Annotated in this window: 13 protein-coding genes; 5 read left to right on the forward strand and 8 right to left on the reverse strand. The window is 69.0% G+C overall.

The genetic code is table 11. From position 1 onward, the window contains the following. Nucleotides 1–5: 5 nt before the first annotated feature. Nucleotides 6–791 (reverse strand): enoyl-CoA hydratase-related protein, encoded by a 786-nt coding sequence (locus QRN67_RS06750; protein WP_285411194.1) that lies wholly within the window; start codon nt 789–791, stop codon nt 6–8. A gap of 186 nt (nt 792–977) precedes the next feature. Between QRN67_RS06750 and QRN67_RS06755 the strand changes: the two genes are divergently transcribed. Next, entirely contained in the window at nt 978–1,850 is an 873-nt protein-coding gene (locus QRN67_RS06755) for a Bug family tripartite tricarboxylate transporter substrate binding protein (protein WP_285411195.1), read from the forward strand. 197 nt (nt 1,851–2,047) lie between these two features. Here QRN67_RS06755 and QRN67_RS06760 read toward each other — a convergent pair whose 3' ends face one another. From QRN67_RS06760 to QRN67_RS06775, 4 genes are all read right to left on the reverse strand, one after another. Beyond that, the gene (locus tag QRN67_RS06760; RefSeq protein WP_285411196.1) at nt 2,048–4,192 is read right to left on the reverse strand and encodes a 3-hydroxyacyl-CoA dehydrogenase NAD-binding domain-containing protein; all 2,145 of its coding nucleotides are present in this window, start codon (nt 4,190–4,192) and stop codon (nt 2,048–2,050) included. Between the two features lie 10 nt (nt 4,193–4,202). Beyond that, the gene (locus QRN67_RS06765) at nt 4,203–5,408 is read right to left on the reverse strand and encodes an acetyl-CoA C-acetyltransferase (RefSeq protein WP_285411197.1); all 1,206 of its coding nucleotides are present in this window, start codon (nt 5,406–5,408) and stop codon (nt 4,203–4,205) included. 173 nt (nt 5,409–5,581) lie between these two features. Next, nucleotides 5,582–6,577 (reverse strand): NADPH:quinone oxidoreductase family protein, encoded by a 996-nt coding sequence (locus QRN67_RS06770; protein WP_285411198.1) that lies wholly within the window; start codon nt 6,575–6,577, stop codon nt 5,582–5,584. A gap of 26 nt (nt 6,578–6,603) precedes the next feature. Then, nucleotides 6,604–7,578 (reverse strand): tripartite tricarboxylate transporter substrate binding protein, encoded by a 975-nt coding sequence (locus QRN67_RS06775; RefSeq protein ID WP_285411199.1) that lies wholly within the window; start codon nt 7,576–7,578, stop codon nt 6,604–6,606. A gap of 266 nt (nt 7,579–7,844) precedes the next feature. Here QRN67_RS06775 and QRN67_RS06780 point away from each other — a divergent pair, with 266 nt between their 5' ends. Genes QRN67_RS06780 through QRN67_RS06795 form a run of 4 tightly spaced genes read left to right on the forward strand, consistent with a single transcriptional unit; the run spans nt 7,845 to nt 12,492 of the window. Next, complete coding sequence (locus tag QRN67_RS06780; protein ID WP_285411200.1) at nt 7,845–8,870, forward strand: PDR/VanB family oxidoreductase; 1,026 nt, start codon at nt 7,845–7,847, stop codon at nt 8,868–8,870. Nucleotides 8,871–8,908: 38 nt separating this feature from the next. Next, entirely contained in the window at nt 8,909–10,204 is a 1,296-nt protein-coding gene (locus QRN67_RS06785; RefSeq protein ID WP_285411201.1) for a cytochrome P450, read from the forward strand. Next, nucleotides 10,201–11,640 (forward strand): aldehyde dehydrogenase family protein, encoded by a 1,440-nt coding sequence (locus QRN67_RS06790; protein WP_199852002.1) that lies wholly within the window; start codon nt 10,201–10,203, stop codon nt 11,638–11,640. The genes QRN67_RS06785 and QRN67_RS06790 overlap by 4 nt, the downstream gene beginning before the upstream one ends. Before the next feature lie 45 nt (nt 11,641–11,685). After that, entirely contained in the window at nt 11,686–12,492 is an 807-nt protein-coding gene (locus tag QRN67_RS06795; protein WP_106938214.1) for an SDR family NAD(P)-dependent oxidoreductase, read from the forward strand. Here the strand turns inward: QRN67_RS06795 and QRN67_RS06800 are convergent. Genes QRN67_RS06800 through QRN67_RS06810 form a run of 3 tightly spaced genes read right to left on the reverse strand, consistent with a single transcriptional unit; the run spans nt 12,485 to nt 15,506 of the window. Next, a complete protein-coding gene (locus tag QRN67_RS06800) occupies nt 12,485–13,525 on the reverse strand; it encodes an AraC family transcriptional regulator (protein WP_285411202.1) in 1,041 nt (346 codons plus the stop codon). The two genes, QRN67_RS06795 and QRN67_RS06800, sit on opposite strands and share 8 nt — an antisense overlap. Beyond that, nucleotides 13,501–14,376 (reverse strand): enoyl-CoA hydratase-related protein, encoded by an 876-nt coding sequence (locus QRN67_RS06805; RefSeq protein ID WP_285411203.1) that lies wholly within the window; start codon nt 14,374–14,376, stop codon nt 13,501–13,503. Before QRN67_RS06805 ends, QRN67_RS06800 begins: the two co-directional genes overlap by 25 nt. Beyond that, entirely contained in the window at nt 14,373–15,506 is a 1,134-nt protein-coding gene (locus tag QRN67_RS06810) for an acyl-CoA dehydrogenase family protein (RefSeq protein WP_285411204.1), read from the reverse strand. The genes QRN67_RS06805 and QRN67_RS06810 overlap by 4 nt, the downstream gene beginning before the upstream one ends. Nucleotides 15,507–15,511: the final 5 nt, after the last annotated feature.

A 15,511-nucleotide genomic window follows, 5' to 3' on the forward strand; every position in this document is an offset into this window, starting at 1 on the left:
GGCTTTCAGTGTCCGGTCCAGCGCGGGGCGCGGCGCTCGGCGAAGGCCCGCGGGCCTTCGAGGTAGTCATCGGTCTTCACAAGGCGCGCGATGGCGTCACGTGCCAGCGCCTGGAGCGCCGCCTCGTCCAGGTCGGGCGCACGGCGCGCGACGGCCAGGCTCTCGGCCACCGCGAAGGGCGCGTTGGCGCAGACGCGCCCTGCCAGTTGCAGCGCGCTGTGCAGCACCTCGCCGGGCGCGACCACGCGATTGACGAGGCCCAGCGCCAGCGCCCTGTGCGCATCGATGGGGTCGCCGGTTGCGATCATCTCCAGCGCAATGGCTCGCGGCAGCGAGCGCGGCAGGCGGTAGATGCCCCCAGCCGCGGCGATGAGCCCGCGTTGAACCTCGGGCAGGCCGAAGATGGCGTGCTCCGAGGCCACTACCAGATCGCAGGCGAGCATGAGCTCCAGGCCGCCGGCCACCGCCGCGCCATTCACCGCGGCAATCCAGAGCTTGCGCCGCCGTGCGTTCACGAAGCCTGCAAAGCCGCCGTCGGGCGTGGAGCGTGCGCTGGGCGCGCTGCCCCCGGCCAGCTCCTTGAGGTCGGCACCGGCGCAGAAGGCTTGGCTGCCGGCACCGGTGAGGATGGCCACGCGGATCTCCGCATCGGCCTCGACGGCCTGTACATGCTGCTCCAGCGCCCGTGCGAGCGCGGCATTGACCGCGTTGCGTGCCTGCGGGCGGTTGAGCGTCAGCACCGCGATGTGCACGCCGGCCCGGTGAAATTGGACGACATCTTCAGGGTTCATGAGGTTCCTTCTGCGGTGATGCAGCCATGCAGCGATGCAGCGATGCAGCGGTGCATCCGGCAGTGCCGGGTAGGCGTTTCGGCCAACGCAACTGCGCGACTGCGCCATTGCGGGACGGGGCGGGCACTTTCCATACTGGCCGCAGGCGGACATCGATCCGCCGTACAACCACCCTGGAGACAAGACATGCATCCTCGATCCCGTTGCGCGCGGCTGTCGCGCCTCGCTGTCGGTGCCGCGTTGCTGGCCGCGGCGCTGGCGTCGCATGCGCAGGACTACCCCACGCGCGCCATTGCTCTGGTCGTGCCCTTTCCCGCCGGCTCGCCGACCGACGCCATGGCGCGAGAGATCGGGGCCGACCTGCGCGCGACGCTCGGCCAGCCGGTGGTGGTGGAAAACCGCTCCGGCGCCAGTTCGCTCACCGGCACGCAGTACGTTGCACGCGCCGCGCCCGACGGCTACACGCTGCTGCTCATGACGACCAGCCATCTCATCAACGCGCAGCTGCAGCCCAAGCCGGGCTACGACCCGTTCGACAGCTTCGTGCCGGTGACGGAGCTCATCAAGTCGCCGGTGGTGTTCGTGGTGCGCTCGACGTTGCCGGCGACGAACATGGCGCAATTCGCCAACTACGCCAGGGGCCGTTCGGTGTCCTATGCCACCTGGGGCATAGGCTCCAACACCGACATCTACGGCGCGATGATTTCCGACGCGATCAAGGCCGGACTGCTGCGCGTGCCTTACAAGGGCGAAGCGCCGCTGGCCAACGACCTGCTCGGCGGCCAGGTCGACAGCGCGATGATGACCGTCGGCATGTACAAGGCCCAATCGAAGACCGGCAAGCTGCGCGCGCTGGCGGTCAACGGCCCGAAGCGGCTGGACGCGTTTCCAGAGCTGCCCACGCTGCTGGAGTCGGGTGTTCCGGGGCCCAGCGTGGCCGGGTTCGCGGGCATCCTGGCGCCGGCGGGCACGCCGGCGGCCATCGCGGACAAGCTGGCCACGCACATCCAGCAATACATCCAGAAGCCCGAGGTCGCGGCGCGCTGGAACGAGCAATGAGGTTTCCAGGTGTCCCCGGTTCATCGCGCGGCGTTCGGCGAGCTGATGCGCAAGGATGCCGTGCGCTGGAGCGAGGCCATCAAGTCGGCCGGCATCAAGCTGGACTGATCGAAGCGCGGTGCGCCGCATGGGCTGTGTCGGTCCATCGCGCTTCGGTTCCGCGCACCTGCACGTAGAAGCTTTCGAAGCCCCTTGCCTCACTCGAAACGCTCGTTTGCCGCAGCCTTTTCCTGCAGCAGGGGCGGCGGCGCGAAGCGGCTTCCGTAGCGCTCTGCCAGCACGGTGGCACGCTCGACGAAGCGCGGCAGCCCGTAGGCATTGATGTATTGCACCGTGCCCCCGGTCCAGCGCGGATAGCCGACGCCGAGGATGGAGCCGACGTTGGCGTCGCGCGCCGAGGCGAGCACACCTTCTTCGATGCAGCGCACGGCCTCTATCGCCTGCACGAACAGGAAGCGCTCCTTCAGGTCGTCGAAGGGCACCGCCTTGCCGGAGGGCGGAAAGTGCTTGGCCAGGTCTGGCCACAGCGTCTTCGGCTCGCCGGGCGGGTAGTCGTAGAAACCTCCACCGCCCGCACGGCCGGGGCGGCCCAGGTCGGCGACCATTTTCTCGAGCACCGCCCATGCCGGGTGATGCGGCAGCGGCTTGCCTTCGGCGGCAAGGTCGGCGGCCGCCTGCTTTCGCACGGAAAGCGTGAGGCTCATGGCCACCTCGTCCATCACCGCAAGCGGGCCGACCGGCATTCCAGCCTGCAGCGCCGCGTTCTCGATGGTCGCGGCATCGACGCCTTCGGCCAGCATGGCGGCGCCTTCACGGGTGAAGGTGCCGAACACGCGGCTGGTGTAGAAGCCGCGGCTGTCGTTCACGACGATCGGCGTCTTGCCGATCTGCTTGACGAAGTCGTAGGCGCGCGCGAGCGTCTTGTCCGATGTGCGCTTGCCCTTGATGATCTCCACCAGCGGCATGCGGTCCACTGGCGAGAAGAAGTGCAGGCCGATGAAGTTCTCTTGCCGCTCGTACGCTGTCGCCAGTCCGGTGATGGGCAGCGTCGACGTATTGGAGGCCATGACGCCGCCGGGAGCCAGGTGCGGCGCGGCTTCGCGCACCACCTGTGCCTTGAGTTCGCGGTTCTCGAACACCGCCTCGATCACCAGGTCGCAGCCGGCCAGGTCGGCGGCGTCGGCGGTGGGCGTGATGCGCTGCAGCGCGGCCTGCATGCGCTCTTCGGTCATCGCGCCCTTGGCCACTTGCCTGGCGAATACTTTTTCGCTGTAGGCCTTGCCCGCCTCCGCCTTCTGCACCGTCGTGTCTTTCAATACGCAGGCCACGCCGCGCGTGGCGCAGGCGTGGGCGATGCCCGCGCCCATCATGCCGGCGCCCAGGATGCCAACTTTCGAGAAGGTCGCGCGCGGCACGCCTTCGGGGCGGCCCTTGCCGGACTTGGTCTCGTTCATCTGGAAGAAGAAGGTCGTGATCAGGTTCTTCGCGACCTGCCCGGTCACGAGTTGAACGAAGTGACGCGTCTCGATGCGCAGCGCGGTATCGAAGTCGACGCTGGTGCCTTCGACGGCGGCCGAGAAAATCGCCTCGGGCGCCGGGTAGCAACCCTTGTGTTTGCGGATCAGGGTGACGGGCGCCGTCTTCAGCCATGCAAGCGGTGCCGGTGCGCCCGCGGTGGCGCCCGGCAGCCGGTAGCCCTTGCGGTCCCAGGGCTGGGTGGCGTCGGCGTGGCTGGCGATCCATTCGCGTGCGAGCGCCAGCAACGCGGGCATGTCGCCGGCCACGCCGTCGACCAGGCCGAGGGCCTGCGCCTTGGCAGGCGAGAACGACGTGCCGTCCAGCAGGAAGGGCATGGCCTTCTCGAGCCCGAGGTGGCGCACCATGCGCACGATGCCGCCGCCGCCCGGCAACAGCCCGAGGCCCACCTCGGGCAGGCCCAGGTCGAGCTTGGGGTCGTCCAGCGCAAAGCGCGCATGGCAGGCCAGCGCCAGCTCGAAACCGCCGCCCAGCGCCGTGCCGTTGAGGGCCGCCACCACGGGCCGGCCCAGCTTCTCGAGCCGCCGCATCGTCGCCTTCATCGCCATCGCGCGGTCGAACACGGCCTGGCCGTCAGCCGGCCCCACGGCCAGCAGGTCGTTCAGGTCGCCGCCGGCGAAGAACGTCTTCTTTCCAGAGGTGAGGATGACGCCGGCGATGCCCTCGCGCTCGGTCTCCAGCCGCTCGACCGCGTCGGCCAATGCCTGGCGGAACACGCCGTTCATGGTGTTGGCGGCCTGGCCGGGCATGTCGATGGTCAGGGTGACGACGCCCGTGGCGTCCATGTCGAAAGTGATCGCTGTCATGGGATGTTGCTCAGAGTCGTTCGATGATGGTGGCGATGCCCATGCCGCCGGCCACGCACAGCGTGACCAGGCCGCGCTTGAGCTGCCGGCGCTCCAGTTCGTCGAGCAGGGTGCCCAGCAGCATGCAGCCGGTGGCGCCCAGCGGGTGTCCCAATGCGATGGCACCGCCGTTCACGTTCACCTTCTCGGGCGGCACCTGCATGTCGCTCATGAAGCGCAGCACCACCGATGCGAAAGCCTCGTTGACTTCGAACAGGTCGATGTCGTCGACGGTGAGGCCGGCCTTGCGCAGCGCAATGCGGCTGGCGGGCGCGGGTCCGGCCAGCATGATGGTGGGCTCGGCACCGACCACGCCAACCGACACGACGCGCGCGCGCGACACGAGGCCCAGTTCGCGGCCCTTGGCCTCGGTGCCGATCAGCATCAGCGAAGCGCCGTCCACGATGCCCGACGAGTTGCCGGCCGTATGCACGTGGCGGATGCGGTCGACCTGCGGGTACTTGAACTGCGCGATGGCATCGAAGCCGAACTCGCCCTGCTGGGCGAACGCCGGCTTGAGGCGGCCGAGCGAGTCGGCGGTGGTGTCGGGGCGGATGTACTCGTCCTGCGCGAGCACGGCAAGGCCGTTCGCGTCCGTCACCGGCACGACCGACCGGTCGAACCAGCCCTGGCTGCGCGCGTTCGCGGCCTTGCGCTGGGAGGCGGCGGCGAAGGCATCGACGTCGTCGCGGCTGTGGCCGTCCAGCGTGGCGATCAGGTCGGCACCGATGCCCTGTGGCACCGGCTGCAGCCGGAAGTTGAGCGGCGGGTAGGTGTCGCGCGCATTGGGTGCGCCCCCCATTGCAACGCGCGACATCGACTCCACGCCACCCGCGACCACCAGATCTTCCCAGCCCGATCGCACTTTCTGCGCCGCGATGTTGACGGCCTCCAGGCCCGAGCCGCAGTAGCGGTCGAGCTGCACGCCCGGCACGCGCCAGTCCCAGCCCGCATAGAGTGCCGCGGTCTTGCCGATGCACATGCTTTGCTCGCCGTAGGGCTGCACGCAGCCGATGAGGGTGTCCTCGATCTGGGCGGTGTCGAGGTCGTTGCGGCGCTGCAGCGCCCGCATCAGCCCGCCAAGCAGCGCGACGGGGTTGACTTCGTACAGGCTGCCATCGGCCTTGCCCTTGCCGCGTGGTGTGCGCAGTGCATCGAAGATCATTGCTTCCTGCATGTATTTTTCCTTCTTTCGGTAGACGTGTCGGGGGCGTTGCGAGTGAGTTCGCCCGTGCTGCACCCAGTGTGTGTGGGCAGTGCGGCAAGCTCAATGACGGATGAGCGCAATGTCATTGGCGGGAATGAGCAAGCGACGCATCCGCTGCAATCAGCAAAGCGCACTGCGGCGGTTCAGGGGTCCTGCCGCGCGCCATCGTCGAAGGTGAAGACCACGCGGCCGAAGCCGGCGCGGTCGTTGGTCTTTTCGGCCGCCTCGTCGAAGCGCTCGACCGGCAGCACATGGCTCACCAGCGGTCGAATGCGGCCTTGCCCATGGAGCGCCAGCACCTCGGTGCGCAGCGCATGCATGAGCGCCGGTGTGCGTTCGCCCGCCTGCCGCGCGTCCACGCCCACCAGCGAAGCGCCCTTGACGATGCTCAGGTTCGACTTCAGCACGCCGATCTCCCCGCCCGCGAAGCCCACCATCAGGTGGCGTCCGCCCCAGGCGAGGGTGCGAAACGCCGCATCTGTCGCATCGCCCCCGATCGGGTCGTACACGACGTCCACGCCGCCTGGGGCGGTCAGCGCCTTGACGGCGGCTTTCCAGTCGCCGGTGGTGTCCACCACCGCATCGGCTCCGGCGGCCAGTGCCGAGCTGCGCTTCGTATCGGTCGATGCGGCGGCGATCACGCGGGCGCCGAGAATCTTGCCGAGCTGCACCGCGGCATGCCCCACGCTGCCGGCCGCTCCCAGCACGAGCAGGGTTTCGCCGGGGGAGAGCTGGGCGCGCGATCGCAGCGCGTACAGCGACGTGAGGTAGGGCGCGAGAAGCACCGAGGCTTCTATCAAGTCCGCCTGCGGCGGCAGCCCGAACGCCAGCGATTGGGGAATGCAGATGTATTCGGACCACGCCCCCATGCGCGTGCCGCAGACGCGGTCGCCCAACCGCAGCCGGCCGTCGGCACCGTCACCCAGGGCATCCACCACACCGCTGAATTCGCTGCCCGGGACAAAGGGCGTGGGAGGTCTGACCTGGTACCCACCCCGTGCAAGCAACAGGTCGACGAAGGAGATGCCGCAGGCGCGGACCCTGACGCGCACCTGGCCTGCGGAAGGTTCGGGGATGGCCGCGTCTTCGAGCCGGATTCTGTCTTCGGGGCCGTATCCGCGCACCAGCAGCGTTTTCATTCAGGCGTGTCTCCGGTGGCGTTCGCTTACTCGATGCGGATCGAGCTGTCCTTCTTGATGGCGATCCATTGCTGCCTGGCTTTTCTCATGACGTCGCCGAAGGCCGCGGGCGAGAGCGGCGCGGCGACTTCCAGCGCGTTGTTCGCCATGTCCTGGCCGAACTCCGGCGTGGCCATGATCTTGTAGATGACGGCGCTCAGCCGGTCGACCACCGGCTGCGGCGTGCGCGCGGGGGCGAAGATGCCGCAGAAGGTTTCGGTGCTGATGCCCGGAACGCCGAGCTCCTCGAAGGTGGGGATGTCCGGCAGGCCCTTCCAGCGCGTGCGCCCGGAGGCGGCCAGCGCGCGAATGCGGCCATCGCGCCCGTACTGCACCGCGGTCGTGCTGGAGACGACGGCGGCATTCAGGCGGTCGCCCAGCAGGTCGGGAAGCATGGGGGCCTCTCCCTTGTAGGGAATGTGGTTCATCGTGATGCCCGCGCTGCGCGCCAGCATCTCGCCGAAGAAGTGCGAGCTGGAGGCATGCCCGGTGGTGCCGAAGCTCAACGGCGCCTTGGCGGCCTTGGCCTGCTGGATGAAGCTCTCCAGCGTCCTGGCGCCTTGCGGCGGCACGGCCCAGATGGCCGCGATCTCATACAGCCGGGCGACCGGCGCGAAGTCTTTCAGTGCGTCGTAGTTGACGTTGGGCAGCACGATGGGGTTGCTGACCAGCGCGGTCATGTTCATCAGCAGCGTGTAGCCATCGGCCGGCGCGCGCGCGACCAGGCTGGAGCCGATCAGGGAGTTGGCGCCGGGCCGGTTGTCCACGATGACCGGCTGCCCCAGTTCTGCCTCCATGCGGCGGCCCAAGGACCGGGCGATGGCGTCCGTCTGCCCGCCCGCGGGAAAGGGCAGCACGATGGTGATGGCCTTCGACGGCCAGGGGGCGTCCTGTGCGACGGCTGCATTCAGCGCGGGCAAGGAAGCCGCCAGCGCCAGCACCTGGCGGCGGTTGAGTGTCATGGTGTCTCCGTTTTTCTGGGGAAAGGCCGCGGACCCATGCGGTGCGGCCCTGTCATGCCGAACCCAGCGGTGCGCAATGGCCAGTGTGGGCCTGCGCCGCAGCTGGCTCAATGACCGTTGCGCGCAAAGTCGTTGGCTGGAATGCGCAGCCACCATGGCTCGTGCGGCGGGGCATTTCGGCCTGTTTGGCGGGCGCTTGCGGTCATGGTCCGCGAGGCTTGCGCGATCTAACCTGCGCCGCAACGACATCGAGAACGGAGACAAGCATGCGCGCAGACCAAGACACAGCCCTTGCGCCCGGTACCGTGGCGGACACCGACGACCCGGCGTCGCGCATCGCGCTGCGGGTCGCGGCACGGCGCGACGAGGCGCAGGGCATCGTTTCATTCGAGCTGAGACATCCCGAAGGCCTGGCGCTGCCGCCGTTCGACCCCGGCGCCCATCTGCTCGTGGAAGCCGCGCCCGGCATGACGCGCGCCTATTCGCTGTGCAACGACCCGGGCGAGCGCGACCGTTACCTGATCGCGGTGCTGCACGGTGCGGACCCGCATGGTGGTTCGGCCGCACTGCACCGGCACCTGGTGCCCGGCATGACCCTGCGCGCCAGCAAGCCGCGCAATGCGTTCGCCATGAGTCCGGCCGCGCGGCGGAGCATCCTGCTCGGTGGCGGCATAGGCATCACGCCGCTATTGGCGATGGCCGAGCTGCTGGCGTCGCGCCAGGCGGATTTCAGCTTGCACTATTGCACGCGCGACGCGGCCCGCACGGCGTTCGCGCAACGCATCGCCAGCTCGCGCTTCGCGGCGAACACGCAGCTTCACCATGATGACGGACCCGCATCGCAGCGCTTCGACGCAGAGCGCGTGCTGGCGCGCCCGGATGCGCACACCCATGTCTACGTGTGCGGGCCGGCGGGCTTCATTGCGCATGCGATGTCGACCGCGCAGCGCCTGGGCTGGGCCGAGAGCCAGTTGCACCGCGAGTACTTCGCCGCGCCCGCGATCACAAAAGGGACTGTCGCCGACGGCGTCTTCGACCTGGTTCTGGCGTCGAGCGGCCGCCGCATCGCGGTGAACGCGGGCCAGAGCGCGGCCCAGGCATTGCAGGAAGCGGGCGTGCCGCTGGTGATGTCGTGCGAGCAGGGCGTTTGCGGCACCTGCGTGACCACGGTGCTGCGCGGCACGCCCGACCACAGGGACCACTACCTCACGCAAGAGGACCGGCAGCGCAACGACTGCTTCATGCCGTGCTGTTCGCGCGCGTTCGGCGGCGAACTGGTCCTCGACCTCTGACAGTTCACGCATTTCGACAACCCTAGGAGACAGACCCGATGAGCATTTCCGACATCGACGGTGAAATAGCCAGCCACCAGCTCTACGCAGATCCGCTGCGCATGCATGCAGTGTTCGACAGGCTGCGCCGCGAAGACCCGCTGCACTGGACACAGGCGCCCGGCCATCCGCCGTTCTGGGCCGTGAGCAAGCACGCCGACGTGGTCGAGGTCGGCAGGCACCCCGACGTGTTCGTCGCCGCGCCCAAGACCTTCCTGCTGGACGACGAGGACCTGCGCGTGCGCATCGCCGAGACGGCGGCCACGGGCGGCAAGCTGGTGCGCACCATGATCCACATGGACGACCCGGACCACAGGAAATACCGCGGGCTGACGCAGTCGTTCTTCATGCCCGCCAACATCAAGCGGCTGGAGACCATCATCCAGGACCGCGCGCGGGCGTTGGTCGGGCGGATGCTCGAACGCGCCGACGGATGCGAGTTCTGCAACGAGATCGCGGTCTGGTTCCCGCTTCAGATCATCATGACCCTGCTCGCGGTGCCCGAGAAAGACCACGCCTACCTGCTGAAGCTCACGCAGCAGTTTCTGGCGCCCAAGGACGCGACCCTCAAGCGCGACGGCCCCGAGGCCCAGGGCAAGGGCGCGGTGGCGCGGGAGTATTTCACCTACTTCGGCAAGATGCTGGCAGAACGCCGCGCAGCGCCCCTCGCAGACGACCTGGGCTCGCTGATCGCCCATGCACAGGTCGACGGCAAGCCGCTGGAGACGATGGAAGCGGTGTCGTACTACGTCATCCTGGCGACCGCCGGGCATGACACCACCAGTTCCTCGATGGGCAGCGGCCTGTACAACCTGTTGCGCCAACCCGGTGAGCTGGAGCGCCTGCGCGCGCGGCCGGAGCTGATGGCGTCGGCGGTGGAAGAGATGTTTCGCCATGGCAGCCCGGTGAAGCATTTCGTGCGTACGGCCACGCGCGACTACGAACTGCGCGGCAAGACCATCCGCGCCGGCGACGAAGTGGCATTGATGTATCACTGCGCCAACTTCGACGAGGAGGTGTTCGACGACCCCAGGGCCTTTCGCGTCGACCGCGCGCCCAATCGGCAGATCGCGTTCGGGTTCGGCGTGCATGCATGCCTCGGGCAGAACCTGGCGCGCAGCAGCATGCGGGCGTTCTTCACGGAGCTGCTCGCGCGCACCGCGCACATCGAACTGATGGGCGAGCCGGCTTTCATCGCGAGCAACCAGGTCGGTGGGTTGAAGGCGCTGCAGGTGCGCACCACCCCCCTGGCGGCGAGCGCGACGGATGCGCAGCCGGCGGGAGCGGCCGCATGACGATCCGACCCGAAACGCAGGTCCTGCCGGCACCGGCCATGACCATCGGCGGTCGCGCGGTGCGGGCCACACAGACATTCGACGTGGTCGACCCTGCCATCGGCCAGGTGTTCGCGCAGGCGCCCGATGCGAGCGATGCGCAGCTCGATGCCGCCGTGCAGGCGGCACGCGATGCCTTTCCCGCCTGGGCGGCACTGCCCTGGGGCGAGCGCCAGGCCATGCTGGCCCGTGTGGCGGGCATCTACATGGCCAACCAGGAAGAACTGGCGAGGCTCCTGACGCGCGAACAGGGAAAGCCGCTGGCGCGTGCCCGCTCCGAGGTTGCGGTGGCCGCGCACTGGTATGCCGAGTTTGCGAAGATGGCGCTGCCGGAGCTGGTACTGCAGGACACCGCGCAAGCCCACGTGGCGGTGCGCCGCGTACCGGTGGGAGTGGTGGGGGCCATGGTGCCGTGGAACTACCCGGTGGTGCTTGCCGCCTGGAAGATTGCGCCGGGCCTGCTCGCCGGCAACACGATGGTGCTGAAGCCCTCGCCGTTTACGCCGCTCGTCACGCTGCGCCTGGGTGAGTTGCTGCGCGAGGTCCTGCCGCCCGGCGTGCTCAACATCGTCAGCGGAGGCGAATCGCTCGGCCCGCGAATGTCGGCGCACCACGGCTTCGACAAGCTCTCGTTCACCGGGTCGTCAGCCACGGGCCGCGCCGTGATGCGTAGCGCCTCCGGCACGCTCAAGCGCCTGACGCTGGAGCTGGGCGGCAACGACGCCGCCATCGTGATGCCCGACGTCGATGTCGACGCGGTGGCCAAGGAATTGTTCTGGGGCGCCTTCGTCAACAGCGGGCAGATCTGCATCGCCGCCAAGCGCCTCTACATCCATGAGGCGATCTATGCGCGCATGGCGAAGGCGCTGGTGGCACTGGCTGAAGCCACCCGCATGGCGCCAGGCGACGCGGAGGGCGCGGAACTGGGGCCCGTGCAGAACCGCCGGCAGTTCGACCGGCTGCGCGAGCTGCTGGCCGACTGCCGCCAGCGCGGTTTGCGGCTGCTCAGCGGCGGCGAGCCCGCGTCCGGACCCGGCTATTTCTTTCCGGTGACGCTGGTCGACAACCCGCCGGACGACGCCCGCGTCGTGCGGGAAGAGCCTTTCGGACCGATCCTGCCGCTGCTGAAGTTCCGCGACGTGGACGAGGTGGTCGCGCGTGCGAATGCGTCGGAGTATGGGTTGGCAGGCTCGGTCTGGTGCCGCGACGAAGCGCAGGCGCTGGCCATCGCGCGGCGGCTGGAAACCGGGACGGTCTGGATCAACGAGATCCAGACCGCTTCGCCGCACAAGCCCATGGCGGGCCACAAGCAGTCGGGGCTGGGGGTCGAGAACGGCCTGGAGGGTTTGATGACCTACACCCAGCCGCAGACGATTTCGCTCAGGCGGGCCGCCTGAGCGCTGCTGAAGCCCAACACAACCACACGCACAAGAGAACCCATCATGCAACTCAAAGACAAAGTCATCCTCGTCACCGGCGCGGCCAGCGGCATCGGGCGCCAGGCCTGCCTGACCCTGGCGGGCGGTGGCGCGCGCATTTTCGCGAGCGACCTCGACGGCGCCGGCGCTGCCGAGACGGCAGGCCGTATCGAGGCCGAAGGCGGCAGGGCCGCGAGCTTTGCGCATGACGTGACCGATGCCGCCGCGTGGACACGCGTGATCGGCGAAATCGAGCGGCAGGCCGGACGGCTTGACGGACTGGTCAACAGCGCCGGCCTGATGGTCGTGCGGCCGTTCAAGGAAACGGACTTCGCGCTCTACCGCCGGCAGCAATCGGTGAACGTCGACAGCGTGTGGCTCGGATGCCAAGCGGCACAGGCGCTGCTGGCAAGCACGGCTCGGGAAGGCAAGGACCGTGGCACGACGGCCTCCATCGTCAACATCTCGTCCATCCTCGGACAGAAGGGCGGGAGCATGCATTCGGCCTATTGCACCTCGAAGGGCGCGGTGCGGCTCATGACGAAGGCCCTGGCCGTCGAGTTGGGGCGGCTGCAGATCCGGGTGAACTCGGTGCATCCGGGCCTGGTCGAAACGCCGCTGGGCATCGGCTCGATGCAGGACATGATCAGCCACGGCGTGCCGCTGCCCTCGATCGAGGCCGCGGTCGGCATGGTGGCGCAGCGCACACCGCTCGGGCGCATGGCGCAGCCTGCGGACGTGGCCAACGTGATCGCGTTCCTCTGCGCCGACGAGTCGGCCTACGTCACCGGCACCGAACTGACGGTGGACGGTGGCTACAGCATCAACTGAGCGTCGGGCCGGTGCGCAGGCGCCGGTACGCGAGCGGCGTCATGCCCGTGGCGCGCTTGAAGGCGCGATGGAACGCGCTGGGCTCCGAGAAGCCCAGGCGGTAGCCCACCTCGGCCACGCTCAGCTGTGGCTGGTTCAGCAGCCGCATGGCGGTGTCGCGCCGCAGCGAGTCCACGATGGCGCGATAGCTCTGGCCTTCCTCGTGCAACCTGCGGCGCAGCACCTTGGCCGTCTGGCCCATCGTCGCGGCGAGTGCGTTGAGGCCTGGCAACTGGGCAATGTCCCAGCGCCGCAGGCAGCGGCGCACTTGCAATGCAAGGGGAACATCCTCGCTGTAGGGCGCCACGCGCCGCAGCGGCCAATGGAGGATGAAGATCTTCAAGCCTTGCATGTCGGCGACCAATCGAGCTTCGAGCCAGCGCGCGTCAAACGCGATGCGGCTCGGTGTGCCCCGGCGAAGCGGCGCCTCGAACAAGGTGTCGGCCGGTGCAAGGTCGGGGTAGGACACGGGCAGCGTTACCTCGCGCAGTGCGATTGGCCGCTGCACCATCCACGACATGAGACCGATCGCTCCATACAGCAACACCAGGTGGCCGGTCGCGCGGTACCGGTCGGGCGGCGTGAGGTCCACGATTTCCAGCGTTGCGGCGTCGCCCTCCACGCGCAGCCTCGGCGCAAAGTCGTCCAGTACGAGGCGGTACAGGCTGCAGCCCAGTCGCATCGCCTCGCCGAGGTTGGCGCAACGCAGCATCTGCCGGGCAACGAGCAGGAAGGTGCCCACGCGCACCGGCCGTGTGGCGAGGCCCATCATCTCGTCGCGCAATGCGCGCTGCATGCCGCGCAGGGCGCGCGCGAATTGCACCAGCGTGACCACGTGCGAAGGGTTGTCGAGCTGCGCGGGCGTCAAGTGGCAGCGGCGCAGCAGTTCTTCGGTGTCGCAGCCCCTGGCCTGCGCGGGCGCGAGCAGCAGGCGCAGGTAGCGCAGGGCAAGGCCGTCGCCGCCGCCTTTCAAGTGAACGCGGGGTCGGTCCACCACGGATAGAAGTCGGGCATGCCGGTGCTCACCTTGTCCGGGAACCTGGCGGGCCGCTTCTCCTTGAACGAGGTCACGCCCTCCGCGCTGTCGGCGGAGCCGCCGCGCGATTCGAGCCCCGCGCTCTCCAGCCGGTGCGCTTCCATGGGGTGGCTGGCGCCCAGCATGCGCCACATCAGTTGCCGCGTGAGGGCCACGGACACCGGCGCGGCGTTCTCCGCGATGTCCAGTGCCTTTGCCTGCGCGCGCGCAAGCAGTTCGCCCGGTTCGCACACCTGGCTCACGAGCCCGCCGGCCAGTGCCTCGGCCGCATCGAACACCGTGCCGCCCAGACTCCATTCGAGCGCCTTCGAAATGCCCGCCACGCGCGGCAGGAACCAGCTGGCGCATGCGTCGGGCACGACGCCCCGGCGCGCGAACACGAAGCCGAAGCGCGCGTCGCTGGACGCGATACGCACGTCCATCGGCAGCAGCATCGACGCGCCGATGCCCACGGCCGCGCCGTTGATCGCACCGATCAGCGGCTTGGTGCAGGCAAACAGGCGCAGCGCGAGCACGCCGCCGCCGTCGCGGCCGGGCTCCTCCCCCGGCTCGGGCGCGCGTGCCGGCGACGACGTATCGAAAGCCCGCGCGCCTTCCGACAGGTCGAACCCCGCGCAGAAGGCGCGGCCCGCGCCGGTGACGACGATGGCGCGCACGGCGTCGTCGGCGTCGGCCAGGTCGAGCGCCCGGCATAACTCGCGACGCATCAGGCGCGTCATGGCGTTGAGCTTCTCGGGGCGGTACAGCGTGAGCGTGAGGACCGGCCCGGAAAGATCCCAGCGGATGGTTTCGAACACTGCCTCGCTCATTGCATCTCCGCCAGCCGCGTCGCCTGGGCCTCGACGTCGCCGAAGAGCTGGTCGATCAGCGTCAAGCGGCGCAGGCAGTGGCCCACGGCGTATTCCTCGGTCATGCCGATGCCGCCGTGAAGCTGGATGGCTGCGTGGCAGAGGCTGCGGCCATGCCGGCCGATCATCAGCTTGGCGCGCGCGAGGTCGGCGCGAGCATCGTGCGCATCGAGGCCGTCCGCTGCAATGGCCGCGGCGATCGCCATGCTGCGGCACATCTCGAGGCTGACCAGCATCTCCGCCGCCCGGTGGCGCAGCGCCTGGTTTTCGCCGATCAGGCGGCCGAACTGCTTGCGTGTGTTCAGGTAGTCGATGGCGAGCCGGTAGGCCGATTCCATGGCGCCCACGGCATCGGCGCAAACCGCCGCGGTGCCAGCCGCCAGGGTGCCCTCGATGGCCTTCAGCGCAGTGGCGCCGTCGCGCGGATCGCCGAGCGGCAAGGCCGCTGCCGCGCTGAAATGGAGTTCACCGCCCGGCGTGTCGTCCACCATGCGGTGGGGGCGGCAATCCACGCCTTGGGCGGAGGCGTCGACCAGGAAGAGGGCGAGGCCGTTCGCATCGCCCGGGGCGCCCGCGGTGCGCGCGCTGACCACGAACCGGTGCGCGGCCGTGGCGTGCAACACATTGCACTTGGCGCCGTCGAGGCGCCATTGGCCGCCGTCCTGCCGTGCCGTGGTCTCCACCCACAGTGCAGCCTGGTGCCCGCCGGCTTCGTCGTGCGCCCAGGCCAGGCGAACCTCGCCGCTGGCCACATCGGGCAGCAACTGCGCCTGCACGGCGTCGTTTCCGGCCAGCCGCAGTGCGGTGCCGCCGAGCACGATCGATGCGAGAAAGGGCTCCAGCGACAGCGCGCGGCCCAGCTCCTGCATCACCGGCAGCAGGTCGACCGCGCCGCCGCCGAAGCCGCCGTGTGCCTGCGGCAACGGGAGGGCGGTGAGCCCGAGCTCGCCGAGTTGCCGCCACACGGGCTGGCTCCAGCCGGCGGGCGTGGCGGCGATGGCGCGGCGCTGCTCGAAACCGTAGACGTCGCCCAGCAGGCGGGCCAAGCTGCCCTGCAGCGCTTGCTGCTCTTCGTTGAGTTCGAAGTTCATCGTGA

The sequence above is a fragment of the Variovorax sp. efr-133-TYG-130 genome (assembly GCF_030208835.1).
Classification (GTDB): domain Bacteria; phylum Pseudomonadota; class Gammaproteobacteria; order Burkholderiales; family Burkholderiaceae_C; genus Variovorax.